Here is a 25,935-nt window from a genome sequence, read left to right as displayed (position 1 = left end):
CCTCTCCACTCGAAGGACACGCCCTGGCCACCGCCAACCCCCTCGACAGCCTTCTCGCACAACCCCCTTGCTCGCTGGGGGTGTTCCTCCCTGCCGGCGTTCACGAGCCGGACGTCCAGCACCGCCAGCTCGACCATCTCGCCCGCGCCGGAGCAGATCTGTTCGAAATCGGGCTGCCCTGCGCGAACCCGGTCCTAGACGGCCGTCTCATCCGGTCCGCCTACCAGCGCGCCCTGGTCAAGGGGAACGTCCTGGACCGCACCGTCCGCGCCGTCGCACATGCCGCGTCCCTGCGGCCGACGGTGGTCATGACGTACTGGGAGCCCGTGCGCCGCCACGGCCCCGAACGCCTGGCCCGTCTGCTCGCCGACGCGGGCGCCGCGGGGGTCATGGTCATCGACCTACCCCACACCGGAGCACTTCGCTGGCACCACGCCGCACACGACGCCGGCCTGAGCACGTCCCACCTCATCTCGCGCGCCGCTGCGGACGCCGACCTTCCCGTCATGGTCGAGAGCGCGTCCGGGTGGCTCTACGCACCCGCCAGCAACGGCCTCAGCGGCTTCCAAGGGCCCCTCGATCTGGCGGCGCTCGCAGCCTTCACCGAGCGACTGCGTGCGGCCAGTCCGTTGCCCGTGGTCTCCGGGGTGGGCATCTCCAGCCCCGACCTCGCGGCCCGCGTGGCGCCTCTGGTCGATGCCGTCGTCATCGGCACGCCCATCGTCCGGGCCCTGCTGCCGGATCCGGCCCCGGCCGCCGCCGTGACCGCAGCGTTCGCCCAGGCCCTGCAGACCCGGATCGGCACGGCCCAAGATGCCTGACTCCGCCGGCCATCACGAGGCCCTCGATCAGATCGCGGCCGACGCACACGCTCTGCGGCAGCGCCTGCGCCGCACCCCCACCGACGGCGCCCGGATGCTGACGGCCCGGATCGTCGAGGCCCAGGCACTCGCCGCCACCGCACTCCGCCTCTTCCTCGATCTGGAACGGAAGGCGGCGCACGACCAGGAGCATCTGCTCCACCTCGACCATCTGGCACGCACCGCGAAGACCGCCCAGGACGCGAGCGCCGAGCTGACCGCCGCGCTGTCGCGCGCCGTCGAAAACGAATCCCGCCGGCGCAACGCCACGACGTCGCCGCCCGTGCTCCTGCGCCCCACCCCGCAGCAGTTCATCGCCTCCGCCGCCGACCTGCTCAACGGGCTCCCCGCCGTGCCCGCGCCGCCGACGCGCTGAAGCGCCCCCAGACCTCACACCCTTCAGGACCGACCATCACCGAACAGCCCCAGTTCCGCGCCCTGTCCCTTGGCGCGGGCGTCCAGTCCAGCACCCTGCTCGCCCTCTCCGCCGAAGGGATCCTCCCCAAGGTCGACTTCGCGATCTTCGCCGACACCGGATGGGAACCCCGCGCGGTGTACGCGCACCTCGACCGTCTGGAGCGCGAGATCGCCGCCCCGGCCGGCATCCCCGTCCTGCGCGTGTCCACCGGCAACATCCGCGACGACGCCCTCGACCCCGATCACCGGTTCGCCTCCATGCCGCTCTACATCCTCAACCAGGACGGCCGACCCGGGATGACCCGACGGCAGTGCACGGGCGAGTACAAGATAAAGCCGATAAAGCGACAAGTCCGCGAACTTCTCGGCTACCCCTACCCCGCACGCATCCCGCGGGAGGTGTTCGTCGAGCAGTGGGTCGGCATCTCCACCGACGAGGTCCACCGCGCCAAGGACGCGGACGTGAAGTACATGCGCAACCGGCACCCGCTGCTCATCGACATGGGCTGGTCCCGCGCCGACTGCGTCCGCTACCTGACGTCGCTGGGCCTCGCCGACACCCCGAAGTCGTCGTGCCTGGGCTGCCCCTTCCATGGCAACGCACAGTGGCGCGGGATCCGCGACACCTCGCCCGAGGAATGGGCGGACGTCGTCGCCTTCGATGCTGCCATCCGCCAGGGCAACGCCCGTGCGAACGCGAGCGGCAACCGCCTGCTCGGCCAAGCCTTCCTGCACCGCTCACGGATCCCCCTGAGCGAGGCCCCCATCGATCACGTCACCGCCGCCGAGTGGGCCGCCCTGCAGCAGGAACTGGGCAGCGACGAAGACGCCACGGTGTTGGAGGACGGCGTCGCCGACGGATGTTCGCCGTGGGCCTGCCGCGGCGACGCCGACGCTCTGACTCGCGACGACTTCGGGCTGGCCACGTGATCGTGCTCGACCTGTTCGCCGGGCCGGGCGGCTGGAGTCACGCACTGACCGTCCTCGGCGTGCGCGACGTCGGCCTGGAATGGGACGAGTGGGCGTGCAAAACCCGTGCCGCGGCAGGCCAGTTGACCATCCGCACGGACGTCGCGATGTATCCGGTGTGGCCCTTCCTCGGGAAGACGACCGGGCTCATCGCCAGCCCGCCCTGCCAGGCGTGGTCGATGGCCGGCAAACGCCTCGGGCTCCTCGACCAGCCCCTCGTCCACCAGGCCGTCGCCGACCTCGCCGCCGGCCGCGACACCCGCGCCAAGCTCCTGGCCGCCTGCCAGGACGAGCGCTCCCTGCTGGCCGCCGAACCCATGCGCTACCTCCGTGCTCTCCACCAGTACGGCCAGCCCGAGTGGATCGCCATGGAGGAGGTCCCCGACGTGCTGCCGCTGTGGCGCCAGTACGCCGCGATCCTGCGCAGCTGGGGCTTCTCGGTGTGGACCGGCATCCTGAACGCCGCCGATTACGGGGTGCCGCAGACCAGGAGGCGGGCGATCCTGCTCGCCTCGCGCACCCGCACCGCCGAGCCGCCGCCGCCCACCCATGCCAAGGTCGCCGAGCCGGAGTCGTTGTTCGGGCCGGGCCGCGGGCAGTGGGTGTCCATGGCCGAAGCCCTCGGCTGGGGCGCCACCGACCGCCCCGTGCCGACCGTGTGCGCCGGCGGCGGGCCAGGCGGCGGGCCCGAACCGTTCCCGTCCGGGTCACGCAAGACCCTCAGCGACGCGCGCGACCGCGGAACATGGAAGCCCCAGAGCAGCGTGGTCCTGCAGTCTCGCCGCGAAGGAGCGGGGTGGACTGCGCGTCACGGGGCCAGGGAAGATCGGCCCGCCCACGCGCCCGCGCCGACGTTCACCGGGGAGGCACACCGGTGGTCGTGGTCGTTGCGCAGCAACAACCAGTCCAACGCGACCGTCCGCTCCATCGAGGAACCGGCCGGCACCCTCTTCTTCGGCCACCGCGCGAACGAATGCGTCTGGATCGCCGAACCCGAGCCCAGCAATCCCACGGACCAGCAGCCGGTGCCCCAGTCCATTCGGATCACGGCGAACGAGGCCGGGGTCCTCCAGACCTTCCCTGCTGACTACCCCTGGGCCGGAAACAAGGGCCAGCAGTTCTCCCAGATCGGCAACGCGGTCCCGCCCCGGCTCGCCGCCCATCTCCTGGCCCCGCACCTGGGCAAGGCCCTGCATCCCGACGACTTCACCCTGGCCGCCTGATGGCCCAGCACCGATCCGACCCGTACGAGGACGACATGGAGGACGTGCATGCACCGCGCCCCGTGCACTACGCCGAGCAGTCCCTGCTCGGCGCGCTCCTCCTCGAACCCCACCGGCTCCCCGACATCAGCGACCTGGACACTGGCCACTTCAGCAACCACGCCCACGGCGCCCTGTGGCAGGCGATGCGCGATCTTCCGCCACCCGAGCCGGACACGCACCGCTCCAGTCCCGCCTGGCTGAACGCCGTGCTCGATGCGGCCCGTCCGCACGCTCCCGGACTCACCGCTTCCTACCTCCACACCCTCATCCAGGTCTGTCCCTGGCCCATGCACGCGCCGACGTATGGGCGGATGATCCGGGCCGACCACGCCCGCCGCACCGTGCTCACGCACGCCGAACGCCTCGTCCAGACCGCCACGGACACCACCCTGCCCAACCCGTCGGCCATCACTCTGGCCCAGGCCGACACGCTCGGCCAGTTCCTCGACACGCTCGCCGGGCAGTTCGCCTCACACCCCGGCTCCCTGCCCCGCACCGCCGTACCCGCTCCCCGGGCGCAGCACCGCAGCGAGGAAGCCATCGACGAGGAACGGCTCCTCCTCGCCACGGCCACCGCACACCCGGCAGACCTGAGCGACATGCGCTGGCTCCAGCCCGACGACTTCGCCCTCCCGCTGCACGCCGCGCTCTGGCAGTGCCTGACCGCCCTGGTCCACAACGGGGAGCCCGTGGACGCCGTCACCGTGCTCTGGGAAGCCCAGCACCGCGGCCTCCTCGCCGACGGCCTCGATCCCCGCGACCTGATCGACCTGCTCTCCACGCCCGTCGGCTCGGCCGAATACTGGGGCGAGCGGGTCCTCCAGCGCGCCCTGCTGGGACGCGCCGTCGATGTCGGCACGCGCATCGTCGCCTACGCCCAGGACCCGGCCAACACCCCGCACCAGCTGATCACCGGCAGCCGCCGCGCCCTGGCCGACCTCACCACCCTGCGCACCCGCTGGACACGCAGCAGCAGCCCTCCGCCAGCCCCTCGCGCGCCCCGCGGGCCGACCGTCTCGCGCGCCGGCCCACTGCCGCGCACCACAGCTCCCACCACCCGAGCACTCCACTGACCCCACCTGCTCCGACCGGCCCCGCGCCGGCCGGAGCCGTGAAACGAGGACCAGATTGCCCACCCCCGCAGCAGACCTGCGCCTCCGCCTCGACCTGCTCAACGGTCGCCCAAGCGCCGTCACCGCCACCCTCACGGGCACCCCCAGCCACACCGTGCGGGCCCTGCTGGCCCTCCACGGATTCGAGCCCCTCGACGACACCACGATGGTCATGGCCCGCATCGATCGCGAGGAGCCCTACTACGCCGACCAAGCCGCGCACGCCCTGCGCGCCGAGGGCGTCACCGTGGACATCACGCCACTGCTCCGCGAAGAGATCGACACGGAATGGACCTGGGCCAACTACCCCATGCCCTGGTGCACCCGAGACGAGATCCGCGAGGTCTCAGGCGACGCCCAGAAGATCTACGACGACATACGCTCCGGCCGCCTGATCATCCACGCGCACGCCCACGACGGCTGGACCACCGTCGCCGTCGGCACCTACCGCGACGGACCGAGCATCCACCTCCATGGCGAAAACCACCTCCGCGTCGAATCCCTCCAATTCGAGAGCCCGGCCGCCGCTATCGCCGAGTTCGAGCGCCTCTACGGCAACGCCGTACGCCCCGGACCCGCACCCGCCACAGGCGCCGAACGGGAAGCCGAGCAAGCACGCCGCCCGCCGGCCCCCGAAACTCAGTCCGACGTCCATCCGCCCAAGGACACGGCCGACACCGCCGAGAGCGAAGCGAAAAGCGCAGACGACCACGAGACGCTCCTGAACGACTTCCTCGCATCCCACGGAACATGGGAAAAGTGGCGCACCTGGTCCGACGACACCACACACGCCGTCCACGAATCCCTCGTGCTGCGCGTCGAGTTCATCCACGAAGCCGAACCCGACGACACCCAGTGGAAGATCGCGGCCTACGAGAGCCCAGTCGGCGAACGCCGGTGGCACGCCACCGCAAGCACCGCGGTCCCCGTGACGATCATGCGAGCACTCCTCGACAGCCTCGATTCCACAGATGCGGCCGAGATAGCGGCGGGCAGCAAAGTCGCGGAAGCCACCGTCTGGGAGGCCACACACCCATTGTTCGACGCTGGCTGGGAGCACGACACCGACAACCGCTTCATCCGCTGGCAGGCACCGGGCGATCGTCCCAGAGGCATCCTCTTCGACGCCTTCGCAGCAACCTCTCGGCAGTCCGACCTGCCTGTCTGGACCTTGTGGGGCGAGGGCAACGCCGACGCCCCGGGGTGGACGCTGCATTTCTCGCCCCACACTGCCGCCTCCGTACTACAGGACATCGCCTACGAGTTGACCGCTGGGCTCACCTCCAAGCCGGCGGCTGCCCAACCCCGAGGATCGAATGTGGCGAGCCGTACGGAAATCCGCGCGCAGCCTGTACCGCGCACCCAGTCGTCAAGGCTGCGGTGAGATCCGGGCAAGGCGGTGGCAGCGGACTCCGGCTCTGCGCCACGATGCTGAAATGCACGATGAAGACGAGCCGCTGCAGGACTGGGTCCGCCGACGAGAGGAACGTCGGGATGCTTCGAAGGGCAAACGGCGCGCGATACCGCTCGCCGAGGGACAGCTCCGTGGACAACACGTCCAACCCCACGCACCACGCGTGATCCAAGAATGGAACGGCACCGAGTGGGAGCCGGTCGGCCTGGTCCGTGATCTCGACGCGGCAAAGGCTGTGCTGTATCCACCACAGCCGTCCGAGCGGAAACCCACCGAATGGGATCGCCTCGCGCTCGGGAAAGGCCGCGGCCGACACAGAAGGGCGACCCCAGCAGAGGAACGCGAAAGGTAACGGGCCATAGGGGGCCGTCTAGAAACGGCGGCACTATAGCCGCGGATCCCCGGTTACCGAAACCGGGGATCCGCCGAATACTTATAGCTCCACCGCCACCACCCGACCGCACGTCGAAGGGACGCATCACGACAGATCAAGTATCCGACCGGCCCTTCGCACATGGCCCTGCGGGCCATTGCTCTTTCACGCCGCGGCGTAGCTGATCCGGAAGAGATCCTGGGCCCGCTCCAGGTCCCGCTCAGTACGAAGCTGTACCTCCAGGTCGCCAGTGCCGTGATGCCCGAGCCCTGTCACGTCCCTCGTGAATCCAGGCACCAGATCGACGCTTTTCGGGTCCGCCTTCAAGTAGACGAGCAGTTTCGTCTGCTGGGGCGGTATGACGCAGGCGAAGTTCCGCAGCCGCTGGTAGGCGGCGTACTGCTTCCGCTGAACTCGCGTGATGCCGTCTCCAAGGCCGCGGAGCGTCTCGTCGACAGCCACAGCCAGTTCCGTCATGGCGCCCTTGTGCTCGTGGAGCGCACGGGGCGCGCCCGGCTGTGCGTGCCGCCGGGTGCGACGGTTCACAGCATTCGACCGGCCGGTGACAGAGACAATTGTCTCCAGGCTGATGTGGTCACTACCGAAGTACCGGTAGCGGACCAAGTCGATGCTGCGTCGGTGCTCGTGTACAGCGTGCGCGTCGTATCGGGTGAAGTCGCCGGCCACGCAGATCAGCCTCGGTGCGCTCCACAGGATCTGGGACGCGGCCGTGACCCCAAGCCGGTCTCGGACCAGGCCGTCGAAGGCGCTCCGGTGCCTGGTCAGCCACGAGAGGTAATACAGCCCCTGGTTGATCACACCGGCATCAGTACCTCGCTTGTACTCGACGATCACCGGTGCACCGTTCTCGTCGATGCCGAGCGAGTCGATCCGCCCGCCGTCGACGCAGCCGATGACGTACTCGCTCGCGAGGAATCGCACGCCGAGCATCGTCTCCATGTGCGCCTCGATGAGGCTCTGCACATCCGCCTCGATACCCGCCAGACGCGGCATGACCTCCGTCATGCCGTTTTTCGTGTTGAACAGCTTCAGGCCCGACACCGTCCCCTCCCGATCTCTACAGTGAGGAGGCCCAACGTTCGGTGTTGCCGGATTATTTCCCCGCGTCGCCTGAGTCGTCCTGCGGGACACACGGGATGCGGCACATCGGACATGTGTCGCGGATGTGGCGATTTCCAACCCGCGGGACATGCGCGGGACCAGGCCGCTAACGAAGCGTCAGGTAACGCTCTGACCTGGGAAAACGCGTGGGACCGTTCCGGCCTCCGGAGCCGTGTGCGCAGGTTCGAATCCTGCCGGGGGCACCTTGTAGTAGGTGCCTGAAGACCCCGTCATCAGCGGAGAAGCTGACGACGGGGTCTTTTTGTATGTGCAGGTGGAGGCGGGCGGAAGCAGTCGTTTGCCAGTGATCACGCAATGGCGACGTAATGATCTTGGCGGCCGTCAGTGCAGGTGAGCGGGCGTTTTCGGGGTCCGGCCGCGGACACGGAGAAGGCCCCGGAGCATAACGGCTCCAGGGCCTTTCTCACCGGGTCTCCATCGGGCTCACATCTCGGCGTCCCCCTCCCCCAGCCCGCGCATGATCCGGTCGTTCATCTCTGCTTCCTGCCCGTCGATGCACTTGGCGTAGATCTTCAGCAGCACGTCGACCGAATGCCCGGCGCGCGCGGCCACCTCAGGCGCCGGAACACCGGAGTTGAGCCACTGCGAGACTCCCGCGTGCCGGAGGTCGTACGGCCGGGCAGCCATGACGGATCCGACCTGGTGTGGCAGGAGCGCCAGTTCCCGTGCCTGCTTCCAGACCCGCGAATACGACGAGGCCGCGACGACGTTGCCTCTCTCACTGGAGAAGAGGCGCCCATCCGGGGCCGTACCGAACTCCTTGATGTGGTCGAGAAGCAGTCGAACCAGCGGGGGCGGGATGGGCACGGTCCGGATCTCACCGGCTTCCCGCTGCTTGAGCCCGCGACGATCGTGCGCCTCACCGGAATCGGTCCACGCTTTGCCGGCCGTCGGCCGGGTCTCCGCCAGCTCGATGCGACCCCAGCCATTGTCTGGGAGGAAGCAGTCCGTGCGACGCAGGCCCAGTGCTTCGCCGGGGCGCACAGCCGCGTAGTACAGGCACCCGAAGAAGGCGCGGAGCCGCCGGCCGCTCGCCCGGCCGTACTCGCCGACGTAGGTGAGCGCGGTCAGTAGCTCCCGCGCCTGCCGTGGATTGACCACCACGCGCCGGTCGACCTCTTGCACTGCCCGCTTGCCCCGAGTCCGGCGTACCTGTGTCAGCGGGTTGACGGTCAGCGCGCCGAGTTCGACGGCGTACTGCAAGAGGTTGAAAACCACCGCCCGGCGACGCCGGTAGGTCTGCGTGGCGGCCGGTTTGCCGTCGAGGAGCCGGGAGAGCGCATCGACCAGGTCCTGCGCGCGGGACCCCTCCGAGAGTTCGGCCACCGGCAGAGATGCCTTCGACAGCCAGGCCAGGGCATCGGTGATCTCCTCGGGTCGCTCCCGTTCGCGACGAGGCGGAGGCAGCAGGTGCGACCGCAGTGCGCGACGCAGGGCCGATGGTTCGGGCCGCCCGCGCAGCGCCTTGACGGGAACCGGCAGGACCGTGGCCAGCGCATCGGTCACGCTGTCGCGCTGCTTGGCCGAAGCCTCCGCCCACCGAGCATCGGTGTACTTAACGGCCAGTTCCACGAAGCTCAGCGCGACTTTTCCACCCCGCAGGGAGTCGGGAAGGCCCGTCACGGTGTCGAAGGCTTCGCCTCTCTCCGTGGCACGCAAGAGCTTGGCCCGGAAGCGGTCGGCAAGCGGCTTGGTCTTGTAGGAGTCGTGGAACGGTTCGCCCTCCACCGACCAACGCACGAGATGCGTCGGCTTCTTGGCGGAGCGGTTCACGCTCAACTTCCAGATGACGACCTTGTACGACTTCATCGGCCGCCCCCGTACACGTCCTCCGCTCGCTCCTCCACCCAGGCGTCGAGCACGTCGCGGCGCACCCGTAGTTGGCCGTTCGGGAGGCGGATGCAGGTCGGGGCGAGTTCGAGTTCACGCCAGCGGTAGAAGGTGCGGCGGGAGACGCCTCCCAACTCCTCCAGGACCTGCCGAACGGTGAGGAGTTCGGCCGATGGCCGGTTACGCGCCATGGCCACCACCGCCTTCCCGTACGGAGGCCGCGAGCAGCGCCCCTTCCGGGGAGTAGCCGCGCCCGGCGTATCGCCACTGCCCGACTACGACCACGGGACGGCCGGCGAACCCGAGCGCTGCCCGCTGCTCCTCGGCCCGGTGGTCGGCGCGAGCGCGACGGAGTTCGCCGAGGGTGGTCGAGTAGCGGCGGGACTTCGTGGAGAAGTGCCCGCCGTAGCCGAGCATGTGTGCCCAGCGGCGCAGGCCGAGACCGGCGAACGCGGGCAGGCCGCCGAGCCACCAGCACGTACCGATCATCCTCAGCACGTGCGCCCGCACCGGTAGAAGGACCAACTCCCGCGGGGAACGGATACGTCCGTCGACCGCGCCAGCCGACTCGGCGCCCTTGGTGGCGTACTTGGCGATGTACCCGGCCACAGCCCCCGACGACGGCCGCTCCCCCATGGCGGATGCGTCGACAGGGCGTGCGTCGATCTGCGTGCCGAAGCGGAGCATTCGGGTTCCGACGACCGAGCCACCCAGCGGCCGCAGCCGCACTCGGGAGGCTGCGACCGGAACGGCATCGGCAAGCAAAGCGGTACTTGCCCAGGCGGGCGGGAGGGAGCCCGGTCCGTCCGGGCCGTCGAGGCGGACGACCGCATGGAAGTGGACCAGGCCGCGCCGCTGGTACTCGGCGACCTTGGCGTACGAGACCCGGGCCACCTCTCCCAGCGCCCCACGGGACACCCCGACCTGGCGGGCGATCTCCCGCCGCAGCTCGATGCCGAAGCGGTGCCAGAGCGTGCCCGCGCAGGACTGCCAGAGCACGGCGCCGGCGTAGTCGTAACAGCGCGGGCAGAGCGGTTCGCCAAGGCGAGGGTCGTCCGCAGCGTGGCGCAGGGCGCAGCCGAGGGGCAGCCCGTGCGGGCAGCCCGCGGCACCCCGCCGGGGGCGGCACGGGCGTACGCGGCCCGATTGCTCCCGGCGAGTGTGGACCGCCCCGAAGCTTGGCGCGGTGAGGGTGGCGAACACCCGGGGGTGCGTGTCCACCGTCTCCGGGACGGCCTTGCCGCCGACGAGGCCGGCGCGTACGAGCTGGTACGTGTCTGCTTGATAGAGGCGGGAGCAGGCAGGGCAGACCGATGCCCGGCGGTTCCCGCAGGCCGTCAGCAGACGCCGCGCGCTGGCCGGACCGCTGGACTCCTCGGCACCGGCCAGGGTCTCCCCCGTCGCGGTGTCCACCAGGACGCTGGAGCCGACGAGGTGAACGGGGTTGGTGCAGCCGCCGAGGCGGACGATGGCGCGGCGCCAGCCGGGGAAGTCCGGCTGTACTGCCCGCTCCAGGAGAGCGGTAACGCCCGGGGAGAGTGCGGACGGCGCGTTCATCGCCGACCACCGCCCCCGGGGCCGAAGGCGTGGCCCATCACAGCAGCGATGGCATCCGGCGGGGTCTTGGCGCTGAAGCGGTACGTCGGGTCGGTCAGCCAGACCGCAGCGGCGTGGCCGGGGCAGAGTCGGCGTTCGGTGTCGTCGAGGGCGACCAGGACGACCTGTTCGCGGCCCGCGCAGGTAGCGGAATAGTCGTCAGGAGCCCGGAGGTCGCAGTCCGGCGCGTGGGATTTGCGCGGACGGTGGGCGGTGGACACAGTGTGAGTGCTCCTTTCACTGCTCATGTGGCGAAGGGAGAGGGCTTCCGGCGGGGTCGGGTTTGGCGACTTCGCGCCCCGTCGGGAGCCCGTGAATCGGGCGGTGGGTGCCGTTACGCAGAGGGAAAGCGGCGGGCCGGTTGCAGGCGGTGGATGCAGTCGGATGCGCACGGATGCCTTCCGTTGAGTTGTTCGGGTGGTTGGGTTCGTTGGGGCCGCCGGGCTCAGAACCGGATCTGTGCGAGCACTCCGTTCATGCCGGAGAGCAGCTGCGAGACAAGCGGCGCGGCGACGGTGCGGGAGAGCAGGAAGCCGAAGGCGCAGCAGAGCAGCACGTCCAGCCAGCGCAGGTACCGGATGCGCAGGAGGAACCAGATCGCGAGGCCGAGCAGCAACACGGCCGATGTGGTGACCAGCACGGTGACTCTCCTTGTCAGGCCAGGGCGACGGACAGTTCGGGCAGTGCGGGTGTCAGGTGCGCGTGGGCGGCGGCGACGGCTTCGGCCTCCGCTTCGGTGATCAGGTGGGACCGGCCGCGCTCCCAGCCGTCGCCGGAGGCGAGTACGGCAGTGCCGGCCTCTTCGGGGGCAATGGCCTGAGCAGCCTTGAGCGCGTCGGGGTTGAGGTCGCCGAGGGTCATTTCCGCCGTTCCGGGGTCGGCGACCCGATGGCAGACCCGGCCGCCGAGCTGGGCACGGAGCGCGGTCACTCCGGGGCCGAGGTCGGAGCCGACGCGCTGTCCGGCGACGACGAGGAACACCCCGAGCGCAGCGCCGAGTTGAGCGAGCCGGATCAGCGCGGTGCCAGCCGCGTGTGCTTCGTCCTTCTCGTGGCGCCCGGCGATGAGGAAGAGTTCCGCGATCTCGTCCACGATCACGACGACCGGAACCGGACGCTCCTTCTCCGCGAGGCCCCAGATGTTGCGCACGCCAGCCGCGCGGCAGATCGTCATGCGGTCCAGGGTGAGATCCACCAGCGCGGACAGCAGCCGCACCGCCTGTCTCCGGTTGGTCGCGAGAGCGGAGAGACGAGGCCCGTAGAGCGACAGCTCCATGCCGCCCTTGCAGTCGATGCCGACGAGGGCGACCGGTTGCGGCGCGAGGCCCGCGACGAGGGCGTTGATCAGCGTGGACTTGCCAGAGCGTGTGGCGCCGACGATCAGCCAGTGCGGTATCCGGCGCAGGTCGATGACCCAGACCGCCCCGGTCTCCAGCGTCCCGACGACCACCCGCAGCAGTCGCCCTGGTGCGCGGGTACGGGGCGCCCGGGGCGCGGCGAGCGGGTTGGCGTACAGGGCGTTGATCCGTACGACACCGGGCCGCTGGGACGTGACCCGGACCGCGTGGATCTGCCAGTCCTCCGCCATGGCGGGAGCCGCCTTCACGAAGTCCTCGGGCAGTTGCCCAGGGAGCAGGCGAGCCAGGAAGACGAAGCCGGTAGGCGTGGGCCGGATGAACCCGTAACGGGGAACGCGGGGTTGGGGCGGCGGAGCCCCGTTACCGACGAGCCCGGCCACCACCGTCAGCGCCGGGCGACGACTCACGGCGAGTCCGCACCCTGCCATGAGCGCCCGCCAGGTACGGGCGACACGAGAAACGGCGGCCGGGTAGCCGAGTAACAGCCACCAGGCGGCCGGATGCCTCCGGCGAAGCGCCGGGCCCGCTATCAACAGGCCCAGCGCCACGACGGCGGCGACCACAAGGACCCAACTCGGCCAGGTAGCCCCGGCCGCCGGGTCGGAGGACGCCAGGGTCATCACTGCCCGGCCCCCTTAGCGGCAGAGGCCGCCTGCAGAGGTCGAATCTCGGCGGCGCGGTAGGCGATCCCGTGCCGACCCTCGTTCTCCCAAGGGATGGCGACGAGGTCGCGCACGGAGACAGGCGTGCCGTTCTGCACGCCGGACGGCTCACCGGGAACGCTCACGTTCACCACGTCCGCCGAGGTGCCGGCCATCAGGCACAGGCCCACCTGATACAGCGTCTTGCCGGTGTCCCGGTCCACCCGGACCTGCCCGGACTCACGGCTGACGAGCCGCGGAGTCGGGGGCACGGCACAGATGATCCCCGTGAACTTGGCGGTTTCGATCGGAAGGGTTGCCACTTCTTGCACTCCTCTCATGGGCACCCGCAGGCCAGCCCTGCGGATTGCTAGACCACCCGTAGTACGGGTGAGTGAGTCCAGATTGGCGACCCGTAGTACGGGTTGTCAACCGTGTTGGGATAAGAGAAGCTGTCCACGTTCGTGGACAGCTCGTCTACGGAAACGCACAAGCCGCGAAGGCCGAGGGCCACGGAGGACCGGGCATGCCGCCAAAGAACACGCAGCCGAAGTACCGGCAGATCGCCGACTACCTGCGCGAAGGCATCCTGGACGGCACTTTCCCCGCCGGCCAGCCGCTCCCCTCGGAGGAGTCGTTGGCCAAGCAGTTCGGCGTGACGCGTCCGACTGTCCGTCAGGGCCTTACCGAACTAAGGGCGTCCGGACTGGTCGAGGCCATCATGGGCCGAGGCACGTTCGCCCGCTCCCCCCAGAACCGCCCGAGCCTCACCCTCCCCCGAGGCGTCCGCCGCGCCTCCGACGGCACATACGCAGAGGCCGACGGCATCCGCTGGACCGACGCCGAAGAGCCCACGGCGACGCGCACTGACGCCCCACTCGCCCTGGCAGATCTACTCCGCGTCCCGCCGGGCGAGCCCCTGTTCACCTACGACGCCTTGCAGACCGCCGACCAGGGCCGCCTACGTCAACTCCACCGCACCTACATCCCGTTCTCGGTACTCCTGGACACCAAGTACGAGGAGCAGCCCCCACCACCGGCCCCGCACATCTACAACGCGCTCGCCGAGCTGGGCCACGAACTCCACTTCACGGAGTACGTCCGCACCCGCATGCCCCTCCCGGACCAGGCTCAGGCCCTACGCCTGGCCGACGGCGTACCCATGCTGCACATCCTCCGCGTCACGCTCACGGCCACGGACAAGCCGCTAGCCCTAGAGGAGTTCCACCTTCCAGGGCACGACTTGGAGCTTGCGTTCCGGCTATAGCGAGCCACGCTAGATTCAGCGCACGGTTCAGACTTTCTCTACTTCTTCAAGAGCCCGCGCACGGCGCGGGCGCGCGCCGCCTTGTCGGCGGGGCTGCCGCCCTGTCTTCGCCAGCGGCGGCCCCTCCCGGCGGCGCGCTGCGTGCACCGGGCAAGGACGAGAAACGATCTACCGCATGCCCAGCGGGCACGCCAGGATGGCCCCTATGGGGGATTCCACCGTGCGCACTGCGTTCCGTCTGACGTTCACCGACTACCACCAGGACCCGAACGACAGCGACGTACTACGGCGAGCAGTGACCGTCCATGCCGACCGGATAACGTTCGACGAGGGCCACCTGAACCTCTGGCTCACAGGCACCCACGTCGGAGAGTTCCCACTCGACATCATCGAGTCCGTCTGCCCTCACAGCGATGCCGGCAGGAAGCGTGAGACGCCGGAAGAGCTACGGGCTCGCTTTCCGCGGATGGGCCACCCGTGGTCACAAGAGGACGACGCCCACCTCCTTGCGCTCTACCAGCAAGGGGAACGTGACTTCGAGGCCCTCGGGAAGCAGTTCGGCCGGAAACCCAGCGCCATCCGGTCGCGACTGGCCAAGCTCGGCCTTGAGAACCTCACCTGACAGAGGTCAAGGCTCATACGGTTGTGGCTGGGGCGGTCGGCTCCGCGGCTTTAGGCAGCCACTTTGGGGCGAGCCTCGAAGATCATGGCCCCAACGTCGTGCTTTAACGGGCAGGTCCACAGACTTCCCGAATCGCCGGAAGCTTACGGGGCCATGATCACTCGCCCCAAAGCAGCTCCAGCCCAAAGCCGCTCCACCGACCTGACGGGGTAAAGGGCCGCAATCGCCCCATCGAGCCAAAGCAGCAGCACTAGACTGGCGCAGCCCAACAAGGGATCATCGCACATCAGGTCGAATATCTAACGAATAAGGGCAGCCAATTCTTCACACCAGGGGGGCGAGTAGTGATCCTTCGTAATTACATCGAGTGCCCGGCATGCCAGGCAGCAATTATTCTACGAGTCGGCATTGCACGCGAACGGCAGCTTGTCACTGTGTCGTGCCCTAGTTGCCACTCCGCGATCAGAGGGGAAACGTACGAAGCTAGTGACGGCCTTCCACGCCTATCCCTCCCTGGCATCACCCTAATCGATCCCGAACGCGCGGGAACAGAATGGCACACGGTTACAACCTATGGGGACCTGCCAAGCGATCCAGCAAGCGGAGAGTTCTCATCCTTCCTTGCCGCATCCCAACTATTCGGTGACTACTTTACGCGATACATGCAATGTCTATCCATCGTTAGATGGTTCGGAGACCGGATCGACCCACTGGAGCACGCCTACGGATTCTATCTAGGAGAAAAGTGGGATCTACTAGATTCGGTAATGAAGCGCAATTTCGAAGATTTGTGGCCAGACAGTCCGTCCGCACTGGACCGTCACACCGTGCTGCATCGGATCCTGTATATGCTGGTGTCTTCCATAGATCCTGAGGGCGCATACCCCAAGAGCAAACGCGATACATGGTCGCGAACATTCAAGAAGGAAGCAGAGTTCGCAAAATGCGCTCACTCAATTATCGCGAAACCTGAGTTCATTGCCGCCAATAAGAGAGCATCCGAGCAGTTCTTGAACCTTCTGCGCAGCAATCAAGAATGGACACCTGCCCTGACGGTCGTCCATCTTCGCGCCATCGGCGCCCCGATTCCACAAGGATGGCAATTCCCTGCTGGGCGTATCGATTCACTACGAGATGCCTACCGGCAGAATTTCGAGGTAAGCTGCCAAATGCTTCCCTTGGTGATTCGCATGCAGAATATTGCCGAGGGGCGGGATTCCGAAATCATCCGCGCCCCCGCCGATGCCCAAGGGTGGGGGCCGAGGGCGCTTAACCCACGCGACCAGGTGAATAACCTCAACCAATATGCGAAGGCTAGGGCGGCAACCAAGGAGGCTTACCTAGATCGCCATACCCTTCTTCGCTACTACTGGAATGCCGCCTTCAATAGAGACGTGCGCAATAGTATCGCGCACGCCGAATTTGATTATACAATGCATGACGGAATGATTAGCTACAAGGGGAGGGAAGTCCCTTATTACACTTTCACCGAGGCCCTCATTAAACAGATTTCACTTCTCGCTTTCTGGCTGGACCTGTGTAAGCTCTTTAAGATCTACGGGTCACGATGGGATCCAGAGAAAGAGAATTTCCTAGGGCTAGATTAGTGCGAGCGCAACCGGTTGACAGGCAGGCATTCCGAACCCACCGCGTCGAATACGTGCCGATCGCATAGCGACTATCGAGCCCTGATATCGCATCAGTCGACATCAGCAGTCGGAGCGGGCCCGATCGAACTCCTAGAGCGGTGTTCAGTGGCGGGGGCTGTACAGCACGGAAGTACAGCAACCGCCACGGCCGCAACCGAGCGCTGGTATCCCCAGGCGACCGGCCGACGTGCTCGGCAGACCTCAACGACTGCCCCGCACGCAGTTCGCATCGAGGGGTAGCTCGGCCAAAGGGCCACCCGGGGCGCCGTTCTTAGCCGATGGACGGCGCCCGGCCTGTTGACTCAGCCATTGAGACTCCGCCGACCTTCATGGTTGCGCACCTGCACGCTTTTAGAGAAGCTCCTTAAAAGCCATGCGCAGGAGTGAGTGTACCGAACTCGGGTCTGCAACCCTGAAGGAAATCTGGTATGTACCGTCTTCAGGATTCCCGTAAGGGGTCTCCCGATTCGGCTCCCCTGTTCGCCGCTCGGGAACCATTTCGATTTTCGTCCAGCCAGCTATTTCCGCATCAGAGAGCATCTCCGGATTCACTCTTCCCGATGCCAAAATGGTCACCGGACTGTATCGGAAACGGAAGGACACATGACCTTCATCAAATATGAAGGTTGTTTCCGTCAACGGCATCAAGAGTGGGGAGGTGCCACGGAGGAACCACCAGGCGACCTCGCAATAGTCTTGACATTCTTCCAGGCTGGGAGGTTCGGCGCCGTCATGTTCCACGGCATTTCGCAGCTGCCTCATGCGTCGTAGCATGCGCTGTCGAATCACTCCCCAGCTCTCCAGTAATCCCAGCCACCCAAGATTCTTGGCCTCGGAGTATTGGTTAAATTTGTATATCTCATCGAGGTGATCAAGGCGAGTTTGCATGGCCCTCTTGAGGGCGAGAATCGCATCAATACAGTCAAACTCACTTGCGTGATTTGCAATCCTGTATTCGGCGTGCGCGAAGGAGGAATCAGCCTGGCGCTTCAAAGCAGGATTCAGGACGGCGCCAAATCGTGAGCCCTCGTCTGAAAAGCTGGCACTGAACTCAGTGCACAGCCACCAAGTGTTGTTCTTTCCTCCCATGGCTCAGATGGTATCGGTCATGGAAGGGGCCGTATCCCGATTTTCCGCGATCATGGCGGTCAGCGCACGAGCGCCCTCCCGGGCCGTCCTCGGGCCGTGGAAGGGCGCTCAACGATGACCAACGTCGACAACTGCTGACAGCTCAGCAGCAGGTCAGGACGTTGATCGATAAGGCGGCCGCAGGTCACGGCCGCCCGTGATCAGTTGTGGCTGTACTGAGCAAGCGGCATTCAGCAACCAGCCAGCCCGCAGCAAGAAGCAACATGGCTGAGGCCAGTGGGGGTGCAGCGAGGCACACGCGCACCTGATCGGTCGGAGCACCCGCCATCGTGGCTGGCTTTCGTCGGCTGCAGCACATACAAACCACGCGCCGGACCACCCAGCGGATGTCAGCCCACCTGGCCCGGCTCGAACGGGCTGGCCCCCTCCACAACGGGCCGGTGCTGCGGGTCTACAGCGCGCCGGCCGACGCAGGCAGAATGATAGTAGGACAGCCGTCAGCGCTCCCGCACCGTTGTTTCCCGCACCGCAAGAACAGCGAAGGTGAGTGTGTAACTGCGTGACAACGCCGACGGACAACAGCGGACGACCGCGAACGTCAGCGGACGGTCAGCGCAGGTGAGAAGCACACCAGCCCAAGGCAGCATCCCCGCTCAAGTTGCTTCGGAACGAAGAGGTCACCGCGCAAAGTGGCACCCGCTTCCCGAACTGAGATACGGCCGACAAAAGGTGGCCTGTCGTCCGTCCGGGCTGCGGCGCTGGGGCGCCGGTCCCGGCCGGGCGGCAGGCCACCTGGCTTGTGATCGCGATGAGGTGCAGGGGCGCTCAGCGGGGAACAGCCGAGACAGGCGAGGCTGCTTGTCGGACCTTCGCCTCTGCTCCCGCGCTGATGAGCTGCGCCAGCAGCTCCGCCGCTTCCGGGCGGATCGTGCCGAGGCGGACCAGTCCGTCGCCGCGCACGTTCACGTCCGCCCTGAGGCCGGGGAAGTCGGATTCCAGGCCGAGGGCGGCGAGCTGCTGGGCTAGGTTGTCCGCGCTGCGCCGGCCCTCCGCCCAGCCGCGGACGTAGTTCACGCCGGTGTTCAGGTTCTCGGCGCGCGGGGCGATGACTCCGTGTCGGTCGGTCATGGCTCACTCCCCCGGGGTGTGGTCGGTCGCGGTGTCTGGGCGGGATTCTGCAGGGCTCGACAAGCCCAGTCGCAGCAGTTCGGCCAGGTGCTCGGCCGTGCTTGGCGAGACACGGCCCAGTTCGACCAGGCCGTGGCCGAAGGCATTCAAGTCGGCGCGTAGGTACGGGAAGTCGTGGTCGAGGCCAGCACTGGTCAGGGCGTCCCGGAGGGCCATGGTGGCGTTGCGGGCGGCGTACCAGCCGTCGCTGTCCAGTGGTGTCCAACGGGCAGCATCGACGCGGCCAGACGGTTCGTCATGCACTAGTGCTCGGCTCCTCGGGATAGGCCGCGAGGGCATCGGCGGGAGAGCGGAAACGCTCTCCGTAGTGGTCGACCCGGGTCAGGAGCTCGGCGGAAGCAACAAGGAGCATGGCCAACGCGATCGGTCGGAGGGGGTTGGCTTCCGGCCGGCGGATCGGTGCGCGGAGCCATTCGTAGCGATCGCCGGTCAAGGGCATGGGGCCCGGCACTACGACTACCGCGTTCGCGCCGAGGTAGCGGTAGGCCAGGGGGTTGGTGCTCTCGCGGTTCACGAAGTGCGCAAACCAGTCGCGGCTGTTGGAGCCGAGGAAGAAGCCCACGCGCTGGGCCGCGCGATCGACCATCGCCGGGCCGCAGGGCAACCCCTGGCGGCACATCTGGTTGAAGGTCTCCAGGCCGAGGCGTTGCCCGACGGACACCACGTCGAAGAAGCGTCCGGTGCGAAGCATCGTCGGCTGGCGCGGGTCGTAGGCCCAGTGAGCACGGCATGTCACCGGGTCGTCGGCGCTTGCGGAAAGCCACTCGATGCCTCTCCTGGTCACCGTCTGCACGTCATCTCCCCACCTCGGTTCCGCCGTCGCACTTTCCTGCGGCTCGGTGGTTCCACACTCCCGGTGTGGGCGTTGAGCTGGGCAGATGACGAGAGACGACGTCGGGTGACGCACGGGACGAGGGAGCGTCACCCCGCGTCATCCGCAAATGGAGTCGATCCAATTCCCTTCGCCCGTGCCAACAGGCTTGTTGCGTCACGTACGTTCATGATGGACAAGCACCACGCACCACCCTTTGCCATGCGTCGAGGAGGGCGGGGAGACGTCAGCCATGGGTCCGGTCAACGAACGTCTACGCAGTGCGCGAGCCGAACGCGGCTGGAGCCAGCTCCGGCTGGTGCGTGAGATCCGGCGGGTAGCCGCCGCACGCGGACACCAAATCCCTTCCGACGAGAGCGTGAAGCGGCGAATCGCGAGTTGGGAGAACGGGCACAGCACACCCGACTCGTTCTACGGAGCGCTGCTTGGTGACGCGCTCGGGCTCGGGCCGGATGCACTCGGGCTGGAGCAGGGCGGAAGCCAGGACGCTGTACTTCTCGACGCCGGCTATCCGGACAGCCCCGATGCCGCGATCGGCACCGTAGAACGGCTCTGGACGGCGGACCTGAACCGGTACGAGCCGCTGTTGCAGGCCGAAGCAGCCGAGCCCGCATGGAACGAGGCTTCCTTGCGATGGCTGGTCGCACCAGGGCCCGCACCCCGATCAGGGCGACCGGGGTCAGTGCGGGTGGGGCTCGGTGACGTAGCCGCGGTGAAGGCGACGGCTGACATGTTCGCCCAACTCGACGACCGGTTCGGGGGCGACCACGCACGGCGCTCCGTGATCCAGTACCTCAGCACGGACGTGGTTCCCCTGCTGCGCGGCAGCTACAGCGACGCCGTGGGACGTGCGCTCTACTCCACGGTGGCGGAGGCGACGCTTCTCGCCGGGTGGATGTCGTACGACGCATGCCATCACGGACTCGCGCAACGCTACTTCCTCCAGGCCCTCCGGCTCGCCCAGGACGGGAGCGACCGGCGCCTTGCCGGAAGCATCCTGTCGGCGATGAGCCACCAAGCCACCTTCCTCGGTCGGTACACGGAGGCGGCTACTCTCGCCCGCGCCGCGCTCATGGGGATCTCGGCGGTGGCCACCCCGACGCTTCGGGCTCAGTTCCACGCCATGGAGGCACGCGCACTTGCCAGGACCGGCGACGTACGAGGTTGCGAAGCAGCGTTGACGGCCGCAACGCGTGCGTTGGAGAGCTGCAACGCGGAGGACGAGCCGGAGTGGATCACCTACTTCGACGCCGCTGAACTGGCCGCCGAGGCCGCGCACTGCTTCCGGGATGTGAACAGCGCCCGCCAGGCCGTCGCGCACGCAGAGAACGCGATGAGCGGCAGCCACGTGCGAAGCGACTTCTTCGCCTCCATGGTGCTGGCCGATGCCCACCTTCGCGCCGGCGACATCGAGGAGGCGTGCCGGGTGGCTGTGGACGCGCTCGATCTCGGGGAGAACCTGAAGTCGGCACGGTGCGTGAGCTACCTCGCGGAGTTCCGGACGGACCTTCTCACTGCCGGGGACAACGCCGTGTCACGGGCGTTCGCGGAGCAGGTACGCGAGCACCGGTTGTGGGTGACTGCGGAGAGCGGGGCCCGTTCGTCCACGTAGGCGCACTGGCTCCAGCTCTACGGGGTACTCAGAAAGCGCCCCAGGTCTTCCGACCCTCGCCTGACCTGAGGGAGTGAAGGCGCTTCTGGAATTCGGCGGCCGAACGCTCGCTGTCCTTCGCCTGGTGGCCAACCCACGCGACCATCATGAGTTCTCGGAGATCAGCAAGGGTCTCGTAGCCGGGCCAGTTCATCAGGTCGAAGCCGTATCGGAAGACGAAGTCCCGGTACTCCTCCGCTGTGTGCCAGCCGTACCGCTCGTAGTACATGGCGGTGAGGACCAGGTCCCATTCACGCGGAGCGAGAGCGAAGCCGTCGAGGTCGATCAGGACCGCGTGACCGTCGCGGTGGCGGAGGATGTTGCCGATATTGGCGTCGCCGTGGATCAGGCCGAAGGGGAGCACGAAGTCCAGACGCTCGTACTCCTTGCCGAGCCTTGCCGCGCGTTCCTCCAGAAACTCCCGGTCCTGGTCCGAGACGGCGTCCAGGCCGTCCAGGGAGGCGGCCAGCTTGGCGTGTGGGTCGAAGTACGGGAGGCCGAGGGATTCGGGCTCCTCCAGCCAGTGCAGGCGGCGCAGGAGGTCAGCCAGCTCGCCTACGGTGGCGTACTCCTCGTGGTCCTGGACGCTCTCCCAGAAGGTGACCACACGGCCGCCGAACACGGCTGGTTGAGTGGCATGCGGCGGGACCCGGTTCGCGGGGAAGTCGGAGCGCTCCAGCCAGTGGGCGACGCCGACGGCGCGTTCCATCTCGGAGAGCACGGAGGGGTCCCGGGCGATGCGGACAATGATCGGTTCCGAGGCGAGGCGGTAAACGGCGTTCGAGCCGAGGCGGAGGAGTTCGGCGCCGGTCGCGTCGAGGCCGGCGGAGCGGCAGGCGTCACGGAGGATGCGGGCCGTACTCTCGGCCGTGAACCCCGTATCGTCGCCGCCGTCGCTGCCCGAGATCATGCCAACGACCATACGGGGCACGGGCAGAGGCTGACAGGCCGCCCGCGTAATAGGGACGTAATGATCATGGAGTGTGGATCCCGGCAGGCACTCCCCCGCACAGGTCAGAGGGTGTGCGAGCGCTCGGGCTCCTTTGGCCTCCGGAGCCGTGTGCGCAGGTTCGAATCCTGCCGGGGGCACCTTGTAGTAGGTGCCCGAAGACCCCGTCACCAGCGGAAACGCTGAGGCCGGGGTCTTTGCGTATGTGCGGGCGTGTGTCGCTCGGGGGCGGGCGTGGGTCCGGGGGGCTGCGAACGAGGTGTGGAACGGCCTCTGGGGCGTCGCAGCAAGTGCGGGGGCGGGGCGGTTCATCAGCGGGGAGAGGTTGTCGCGCGGTCGGCCCTGGCCTCGCCGTGCTGCGTTGAGGCCTCCGTCCCCCAGTCCCACAGCGCTTGGAGGACCGGGCCGAGGCGGTGTCCACTTGCGGTGAGCGCGTAGCGCACTCGCGGCGGCCAGCCCCGTCGACGGTCGCGCTCCACGACTCCGGCTTCGCCGAGCTGGGCCAGCCGGTCGGACAGCACCTTGTCCGACAACATGGGCAGGGCCTCTCGCAGTTCGCTGTAGGAGCGGTCGCCGCGCAGCAGCTCGCGGACCACCAGCGTCGTCCAGCGACCGCGCAGGGCTGCCAGCGCGATCTCGACGGGGCACTCGGGAGTGGGCTCGGTGACGTTCGCCCGCGGGTCGTCGGGGAGGCCTGCCGAGTGGCCAACCGTTCGGTGAGTCACGAGATCGCCTCCTAGCGTGTGGGCATCCCGATTCTCCCTGCCCGGAAGGACGTCCGTCGATCATGCGAGAACTGGCCGATCGGCCCGAAGAGATGCCCGCGGTGTTCGCCGAGCGGTTCAACAGCGGTGACGCCACCGCGTTGGCACAGGTCTACGAAGACGCCGCGGTGCTGGTCCCCCAGCCGGGAACGCCGGTGACCGGCCCGGACCTGCGCACCGCCAACAGCCGCCTGCAGAAGCTCGGAATTCCCCTCTCGGTCCGTCCGCGGCACGTGTACCGCAACGGAGACCTGGCGCTGCTCATAGTCGACTGGGCCATCGACGGAACCGACCCGGAGGGCCGGGACGTGCACATCGGGGGCACCGCCACCGACGTCGCCCGGCGCGGCCCGGACGGCCGTTGGCGGTACGTCATCGACAACCCTTTCGGCACTCGTCGTGCACAGCAGCACCCCACGTCCTGAGTGGTTACACCTGGCAGGGCGGAGAGGTCCCTGATCTCGGCCGGCCGGTCCTGCGGCCCGCGGGCGGCGTGGGTCTCGTGGCTCACGTCAGCCCGTGGCCGGAGGGAACGCAGGGGATATGCCCAAGCCGCCACGCCAATCTCCTTGCGTCGGCATAATGGCGCTGACTTTGCCGTCACTCGACGTGGGGAACTGCCTTGGTCACTTCGTCACTCACCTCCTCCCAGCTCACACCTCAGGAGCTGGAACGATTCGAGGAGCAGGAGAATGAGCTGCTGGACAGGGCACTGAGTGAGGCCGCAGAGGGGATGCTCCCCCTTCCTACCGAAAGTGATCGCGCTGCGGCAAGGTCGAGATTGGAAGGATCGGCCGCCCTGGAGAAATATTCGAATTGGCGCTCCGCCTTCTTGGCCGTGATAGCCGCCGAGCGTGACTTGAGGAGCAGACGGCCCGAGAGTATCCGGATCATCGTCGGGTTCTTTGTTTCCGTCGCGATCCTCGCCACTTCCCTACTGGCAACACTCGAGGAAATCACCCTTCCGGTACCCGAGTATCTGAACTGGTGGGTAAGCGCTCTGGCTCTGATTGCCTCCGCCTTCCTCGTTTCCTTCCTCGGGGCCCGCCGACGCCCGCTGCTCGAGGAACTCGGTCGGGCTTCCACGAAAGTGGATGACCACGAGAACCGTCTCGCCGCAGCGCTTCGGACCGAAGCTCAAGCCACTCTTTCAAGCGTTGTCAATGAACGCAGGGAACGGGGCAGCAGCCAGCAGGCGACTCTCGACAGCACGAAGGCGCCTATCCTGGTGGAGCTCGACACCATGGATGCGGTTCCTTCATCATCAGCTCGTGAAGTGATGGACTTCATCAAGGAGCACAGAACCTCCGCGATCGGCATCAGCGGCACTCGCGGTATCGGCAAGTCCACTCTCATGCATTGGATTTGCCGGCGCGATCCCGAGCGATACCTCAGCGTTTACCTTCCCATTCCGGTGCAGTACTCGGCACCCGAATTCTTCCGCGTACTGTTCAGAGCGGTGGCCGAGGCGGTACTTGCTTCCTACGGAGCGGAGCACTATCAGTTCCAGCGACGTAGGCGGGAGATGTTCAAAGTCGAATTGACCCGGCTCGTCGTCAGCCTCCTGTTCGCCCTGGCCGGGCTGGGGCTGATCGCCATCGGCCGGTCAAAGGGCGTGGGACCGTTCGAGGCCTCCGACGTTCCCGGCCTGCTGCTCGTCCTCACAGGAGTGGCGACGCTGATCGTCTCCATCAGATCCAGCAACTTCCTGGTGTCACTCGTCTCCGATGCCCTGTCCCCTCGGAGGAGAGAAGGAATGGCCGTCTCGGCCATCAATGTCCTGGAAAGCCTGGAATTCTCCACCACACAGCAGACGGCGAGCAAGAACACGTTCACCGTGAACCTGTTCAGTATGGAGGACTCCAGCCAGGTGGAGCGCGCCGAACGGGAGCTGACCCATCCCGAGCTGGTGGCCAAGTTCAAAGGATTTGTCACCGCCTATACGCGCTCACGGCTCGAATACTCTTATCAAGATGCACCGCGAGAAATCATCGTGGTCCTCGATGAGCTCGACAAGATGGAGGCAGGAGAGGACGCTCTCGCCTTCGTCAACAGCGTGAAGGATCTGCTGCACATCGATGGCGTTCACTTCCTGATTTCAGTATCAGAGGACGCTCTTCACAATTTTTCACTGCGGGGCGTCCCCCTGCGAGATGCGTTCGATTCTTCATTTGATGCGATCATTCCCGTCAAACGCTTCACCATCGCCGAATCGGAGAATCTCCTCCAAAGGAGAGTTGTCGGATTTCCGTTCCCGCTCATCCTGTTCTGCCACGCAATGAGCGGTGGCCTGCCACGCGATCTGATCAGAATCGCTCGGCAATGTGTAAGTGTGCGGCGAGCCGACGATCGGGCCGTCCCGCTGGAAACAGTTGTGTGGACCGTGACGCAGCAGCAAGCGATCTCGGTCGTCGAAGCCCTCGGCGCGAAAGTCAGAGATTCGCACAGCGCACTGCTCGCTGTGGTCATCGAATCACTGGTCGAGGTCAGGAGAGCTGACGACGAAGGCGCGCTGGTATCGGCGCTGGACGACGCAGTGGGGCGTATCCGAGCTGCGGCTCCGGAGGACTTTCCGTTGGCTTTGCACGCAGCCACTTACCTTTCCTGCATCTCGACCTTGTGCAGCCATTTTGCGGTCAGCCGGACAAACGGAGAATGGGATGCGGAGCCCTCTGCCAGTACGTCCGTAAAAGTCTCAGATTCTGTGCGCGGCGCCATTGAGGTGCTCCAGATCGACAGCACGGCAGCCATGAGCGTGCTGGAAGCCGTCAGGGCAGATCTGGGGCTGCGGCAGACCTAGCCGGCGTCAGGGGGCGGGTCGCTACAAGTTGATCAGGGAGGCCCCGCTCCCCCACGGCTCGACTTCAGGGGTCTGCCGCGCCGAGCGCCTCTCGGCGCAGGAGTGACGCTCCGTCATGACTCTGCGTGACCCCGCCCCCTCCCCGCG

General features: G+C 67.1%; 27 protein-coding genes and 1 tRNA gene. 14 read left to right on the top strand and 14 right to left on the bottom strand.

The window, feature by feature from the left end; genetic code table 11:
• Positions 1 to 80: 80 nt before the first annotated feature.
• From trpA to ACFYXE_RS04345, 7 genes are all read left to right on the top strand, one after another.
• Positions 81 to 821: a tryptophan synthase subunit alpha gene (trpA, locus tag ACFYXE_RS04375; RefSeq protein ID WP_389308682.1), complete on the top strand. Its 741-nt coding sequence runs from the start codon at positions 81 to 83 to the stop codon at positions 819 to 821.
• On the top strand, positions 814 to 1,236 hold the full coding sequence (locus ACFYXE_RS04370; RefSeq protein WP_389308680.1) for a hypothetical protein: 423 nt from the start codon (positions 814 to 816) through the stop codon (positions 1,234 to 1,236). The genes trpA and ACFYXE_RS04370 overlap by 8 nt, the downstream gene beginning before the upstream one ends.
• Positions 1,237 to 1,331: 95 nt before the next feature.
• Positions 1,332 to 2,207: a hypothetical protein gene (locus tag ACFYXE_RS04365; protein ID WP_389309526.1), complete on the top strand. Its 876-nt coding sequence runs from the start codon at positions 1,332 to 1,334 to the stop codon at positions 2,205 to 2,207.
• On the top strand, positions 2,207 to 3,469 hold the full coding sequence (locus ACFYXE_RS04360) for a DNA cytosine methyltransferase (RefSeq protein ID WP_389309523.1): 1,263 nt from the start codon (positions 2,207 to 2,209) through the stop codon (positions 3,467 to 3,469). Before ACFYXE_RS04365 ends, ACFYXE_RS04360 begins: the two co-directional genes overlap by 1 nt.
• Entirely contained in the window at positions 3,469 to 4,584 is a 1,116-nt protein-coding gene (locus ACFYXE_RS04355; protein ID WP_389308678.1) for a DnaB-like helicase N-terminal domain-containing protein, read from the top strand. The genes ACFYXE_RS04360 and ACFYXE_RS04355 overlap by 1 nt, the downstream gene beginning before the upstream one ends.
• Positions 4,585 to 4,639: 55 nt before the next feature.
• Positions 4,640 to 6,007 carry a DUF317 domain-containing protein gene (locus ACFYXE_RS04350; RefSeq protein ID WP_389308676.1) on the top strand — a complete coding sequence of 456 codons (1,368 nt, stop codon included), beginning with the start codon at positions 4,640 to 4,642 and terminating at the stop codon, positions 6,005 to 6,007.
• Entirely contained in the window at positions 5,940 to 6,389 is a 450-nt protein-coding gene (locus tag ACFYXE_RS04345) for a DUF6087 family protein (protein ID WP_389308674.1), read from the top strand. Before ACFYXE_RS04350 ends, ACFYXE_RS04345 begins: the two co-directional genes overlap by 68 nt.
• A 186-nt stretch (positions 6,390 to 6,575) precedes the next feature.
• Here the strand turns inward: ACFYXE_RS04345 and ACFYXE_RS04340 are convergent, their stop codons facing one another.
• The gene (locus ACFYXE_RS04340; protein ID WP_389308672.1) at positions 6,576 to 7,472 is read right to left on the bottom strand and encodes an endonuclease NucS domain-containing protein; all 897 of its coding nucleotides are present in this window, start codon (positions 7,470 to 7,472) and stop codon (positions 6,576 to 6,578) included.
• A gap of 181 nt (positions 7,473 to 7,653) precedes the next feature.
• Here ACFYXE_RS04340 and ACFYXE_RS04335 point away from each other — a divergent pair.
• Positions 7,654 to 7,732: transfer RNA gene (locus ACFYXE_RS04335), tRNA-Arg, on the top strand.
• A gap of 244 nt (positions 7,733 to 7,976) precedes the next feature.
• Here ACFYXE_RS04335 and ACFYXE_RS04330 read toward each other — a convergent pair.
• The 7 genes from ACFYXE_RS04330 to ACFYXE_RS04300 form a co-directional block, all read right to left on the bottom strand.
• Positions 7,977 to 9,362: a tyrosine-type recombinase/integrase gene (locus tag ACFYXE_RS04330; RefSeq protein WP_389308670.1), complete on the bottom strand. Its 1,386-nt coding sequence runs from the start codon at positions 9,360 to 9,362 to the stop codon at positions 7,977 to 7,979.
• Positions 9,359 to 9,574: a helix-turn-helix transcriptional regulator gene (locus tag ACFYXE_RS04325; RefSeq protein WP_389308668.1), complete on the bottom strand. Its 216-nt coding sequence runs from the start codon at positions 9,572 to 9,574 to the stop codon at positions 9,359 to 9,361. Before ACFYXE_RS04325 ends, ACFYXE_RS04330 begins: the two co-directional genes overlap by 4 nt.
• On the bottom strand, positions 9,564 to 10,940 hold the full coding sequence (locus ACFYXE_RS04320; protein ID WP_389308665.1) for a replication initiator: 1,377 nt from the start codon (positions 10,938 to 10,940) through the stop codon (positions 9,564 to 9,566). The genes ACFYXE_RS04325 and ACFYXE_RS04320 overlap by 11 nt, the downstream gene beginning before the upstream one ends.
• Positions 10,937 to 11,200: a hypothetical protein gene (locus tag ACFYXE_RS04315; RefSeq protein ID WP_389308663.1), complete on the bottom strand. Its 264-nt coding sequence runs from the start codon at positions 11,198 to 11,200 to the stop codon at positions 10,937 to 10,939. Before ACFYXE_RS04315 ends, ACFYXE_RS04320 begins: the two co-directional genes overlap by 4 nt.
• Before the next feature lie 224 nt (positions 11,201 to 11,424).
• Complete coding sequence (locus tag ACFYXE_RS04310; protein WP_389308661.1) at positions 11,425 to 11,619, bottom strand: hypothetical protein; 195 nt, start codon at positions 11,617 to 11,619, stop codon at positions 11,425 to 11,427.
• Between the two features lie 14 nt (positions 11,620 to 11,633).
• The gene (locus ACFYXE_RS04305; protein WP_389308659.1) at positions 11,634 to 12,956 is read right to left on the bottom strand and encodes an FtsK/SpoIIIE domain-containing protein; all 1,323 of its coding nucleotides are present in this window, start codon (positions 12,954 to 12,956) and stop codon (positions 11,634 to 11,636) included.
• Positions 12,956 to 13,300 (bottom strand): hypothetical protein, encoded by a 345-nt coding sequence (locus ACFYXE_RS04300; RefSeq protein ID WP_389308657.1) that lies wholly within the window; start codon positions 13,298 to 13,300, stop codon positions 12,956 to 12,958. Before ACFYXE_RS04300 ends, ACFYXE_RS04305 begins: the two co-directional genes overlap by 1 nt.
• Positions 13,301 to 13,503: 203 nt before the next feature.
• Here ACFYXE_RS04300 and ACFYXE_RS04295 point away from each other — a divergent pair, with 203 nt between their 5' ends.
• The 3 genes from ACFYXE_RS04295 to ACFYXE_RS04285 all read left to right on the top strand — a co-directional run bounded on the left by ACFYXE_RS04295 (position 13,504) and on the right by ACFYXE_RS04285 (position 16,473).
• A complete protein-coding gene (locus ACFYXE_RS04295; protein WP_389308655.1) occupies positions 13,504 to 14,244 on the top strand; it encodes a GntR family transcriptional regulator in 741 nt (246 codons plus the stop codon).
• A gap of 220 nt (positions 14,245 to 14,464) precedes the next feature.
• Positions 14,465 to 14,866 carry a hypothetical protein gene (locus ACFYXE_RS04290; protein WP_389308653.1) on the top strand — a complete coding sequence of 134 codons (402 nt, stop codon included), beginning with the start codon at positions 14,465 to 14,467 and terminating at the stop codon, positions 14,864 to 14,866.
• A gap of 767 nt (positions 14,867 to 15,633) precedes the next feature.
• On the top strand, positions 15,634 to 16,473 hold the full coding sequence (locus tag ACFYXE_RS04285) for a hypothetical protein (protein ID WP_389308651.1): 840 nt from the start codon (positions 15,634 to 15,636) through the stop codon (positions 16,471 to 16,473).
• A 393-nt stretch (positions 16,474 to 16,866) separates the two neighbouring features.
• Here ACFYXE_RS04285 and ACFYXE_RS04280 read toward each other — a convergent pair whose 3' ends face one another.
• The 4 genes from ACFYXE_RS04280 to ACFYXE_RS04265 form a co-directional block, all read right to left on the bottom strand.
• Positions 16,867 to 17,604, bottom strand: coding sequence for a hypothetical protein (locus ACFYXE_RS04280; protein WP_389308649.1), 738 nt, complete (start codon positions 17,602 to 17,604; stop codon positions 16,867 to 16,869).
• Between the two features lie 825 nt (positions 17,605 to 18,429).
• Positions 18,430 to 18,732: a hypothetical protein gene (locus ACFYXE_RS04275; protein ID WP_389308647.1), complete on the bottom strand. Its 303-nt coding sequence runs from the start codon at positions 18,730 to 18,732 to the stop codon at positions 18,430 to 18,432.
• 3 nt (positions 18,733 to 18,735) lie between these two features.
• Positions 18,736 to 19,035 (bottom strand): hypothetical protein, encoded by a 300-nt coding sequence (locus ACFYXE_RS04270; protein ID WP_362364790.1) that lies wholly within the window; start codon positions 19,033 to 19,035, stop codon positions 18,736 to 18,738.
• Positions 19,028 to 19,585 (bottom strand): bifunctional DNA primase/polymerase, encoded by a 558-nt coding sequence (locus tag ACFYXE_RS04265; RefSeq protein WP_389308644.1) that lies wholly within the window; start codon positions 19,583 to 19,585, stop codon positions 19,028 to 19,030. Before ACFYXE_RS04265 ends, ACFYXE_RS04270 begins: the two co-directional genes overlap by 8 nt.
• Positions 19,586 to 19,982: 397 nt before the next feature.
• Here ACFYXE_RS04265 and ACFYXE_RS04260 point away from each other — a divergent pair, with 397 nt between their 5' ends.
• Complete coding sequence (locus ACFYXE_RS04260) at positions 19,983 to 21,236, top strand: hypothetical protein (protein WP_389309520.1); 1,254 nt, start codon at positions 19,983 to 19,985, stop codon at positions 21,234 to 21,236.
• Between the two features lie 28 nt (positions 21,237 to 21,264).
• Here the strand turns inward: ACFYXE_RS04260 and ACFYXE_RS04255 are convergent, their stop codons facing one another.
• Positions 21,265 to 22,185: a phosphotransferase family protein gene (locus tag ACFYXE_RS04255; RefSeq protein WP_389308642.1), complete on the bottom strand. Its 921-nt coding sequence runs from the start codon at positions 22,183 to 22,185 to the stop codon at positions 21,265 to 21,267.
• A gap of 350 nt (positions 22,186 to 22,535) precedes the next feature.
• Positions 22,536 to 22,949 carry a winged helix-turn-helix transcriptional regulator gene (locus ACFYXE_RS04250; protein WP_389308640.1) on the bottom strand — a complete coding sequence of 138 codons (414 nt, stop codon included), beginning with the start codon at positions 22,947 to 22,949 and terminating at the stop codon, positions 22,536 to 22,538.
• A gap of 62 nt (positions 22,950 to 23,011) precedes the next feature.
• On the opposite strand from ACFYXE_RS04250, the gene ACFYXE_RS04245 reads away from it, so the two are divergent.
• Positions 23,012 to 23,413 carry a YybH family protein gene (locus ACFYXE_RS04245; RefSeq protein WP_389308638.1) on the top strand — a complete coding sequence of 134 codons (402 nt, stop codon included), beginning with the start codon at positions 23,012 to 23,014 and terminating at the stop codon, positions 23,411 to 23,413.
• Positions 23,414 to 23,610: 197 nt separating this feature from the next.
• Positions 23,611 to 25,788 carry a P-loop NTPase fold protein gene (locus ACFYXE_RS04240; protein WP_389308636.1) on the top strand — a complete coding sequence of 726 codons (2,178 nt, stop codon included), beginning with the start codon at positions 23,611 to 23,613 and terminating at the stop codon, positions 25,786 to 25,788.
• The last annotated feature ends 147 nt before the right edge of the window (positions 25,789 to 25,935 follow it).

The sequence above is a fragment of the Streptomyces sp. NPDC002564 genome (assembly GCF_042889645.1).
Lineage (GTDB): Bacteria > Actinomycetota > Actinomycetes > Streptomycetales > Streptomycetaceae > Streptomyces.
Note: the sequence above shows the minus strand (reverse complement) of the source record. Positions and strands in the feature narration are given on the sequence as shown.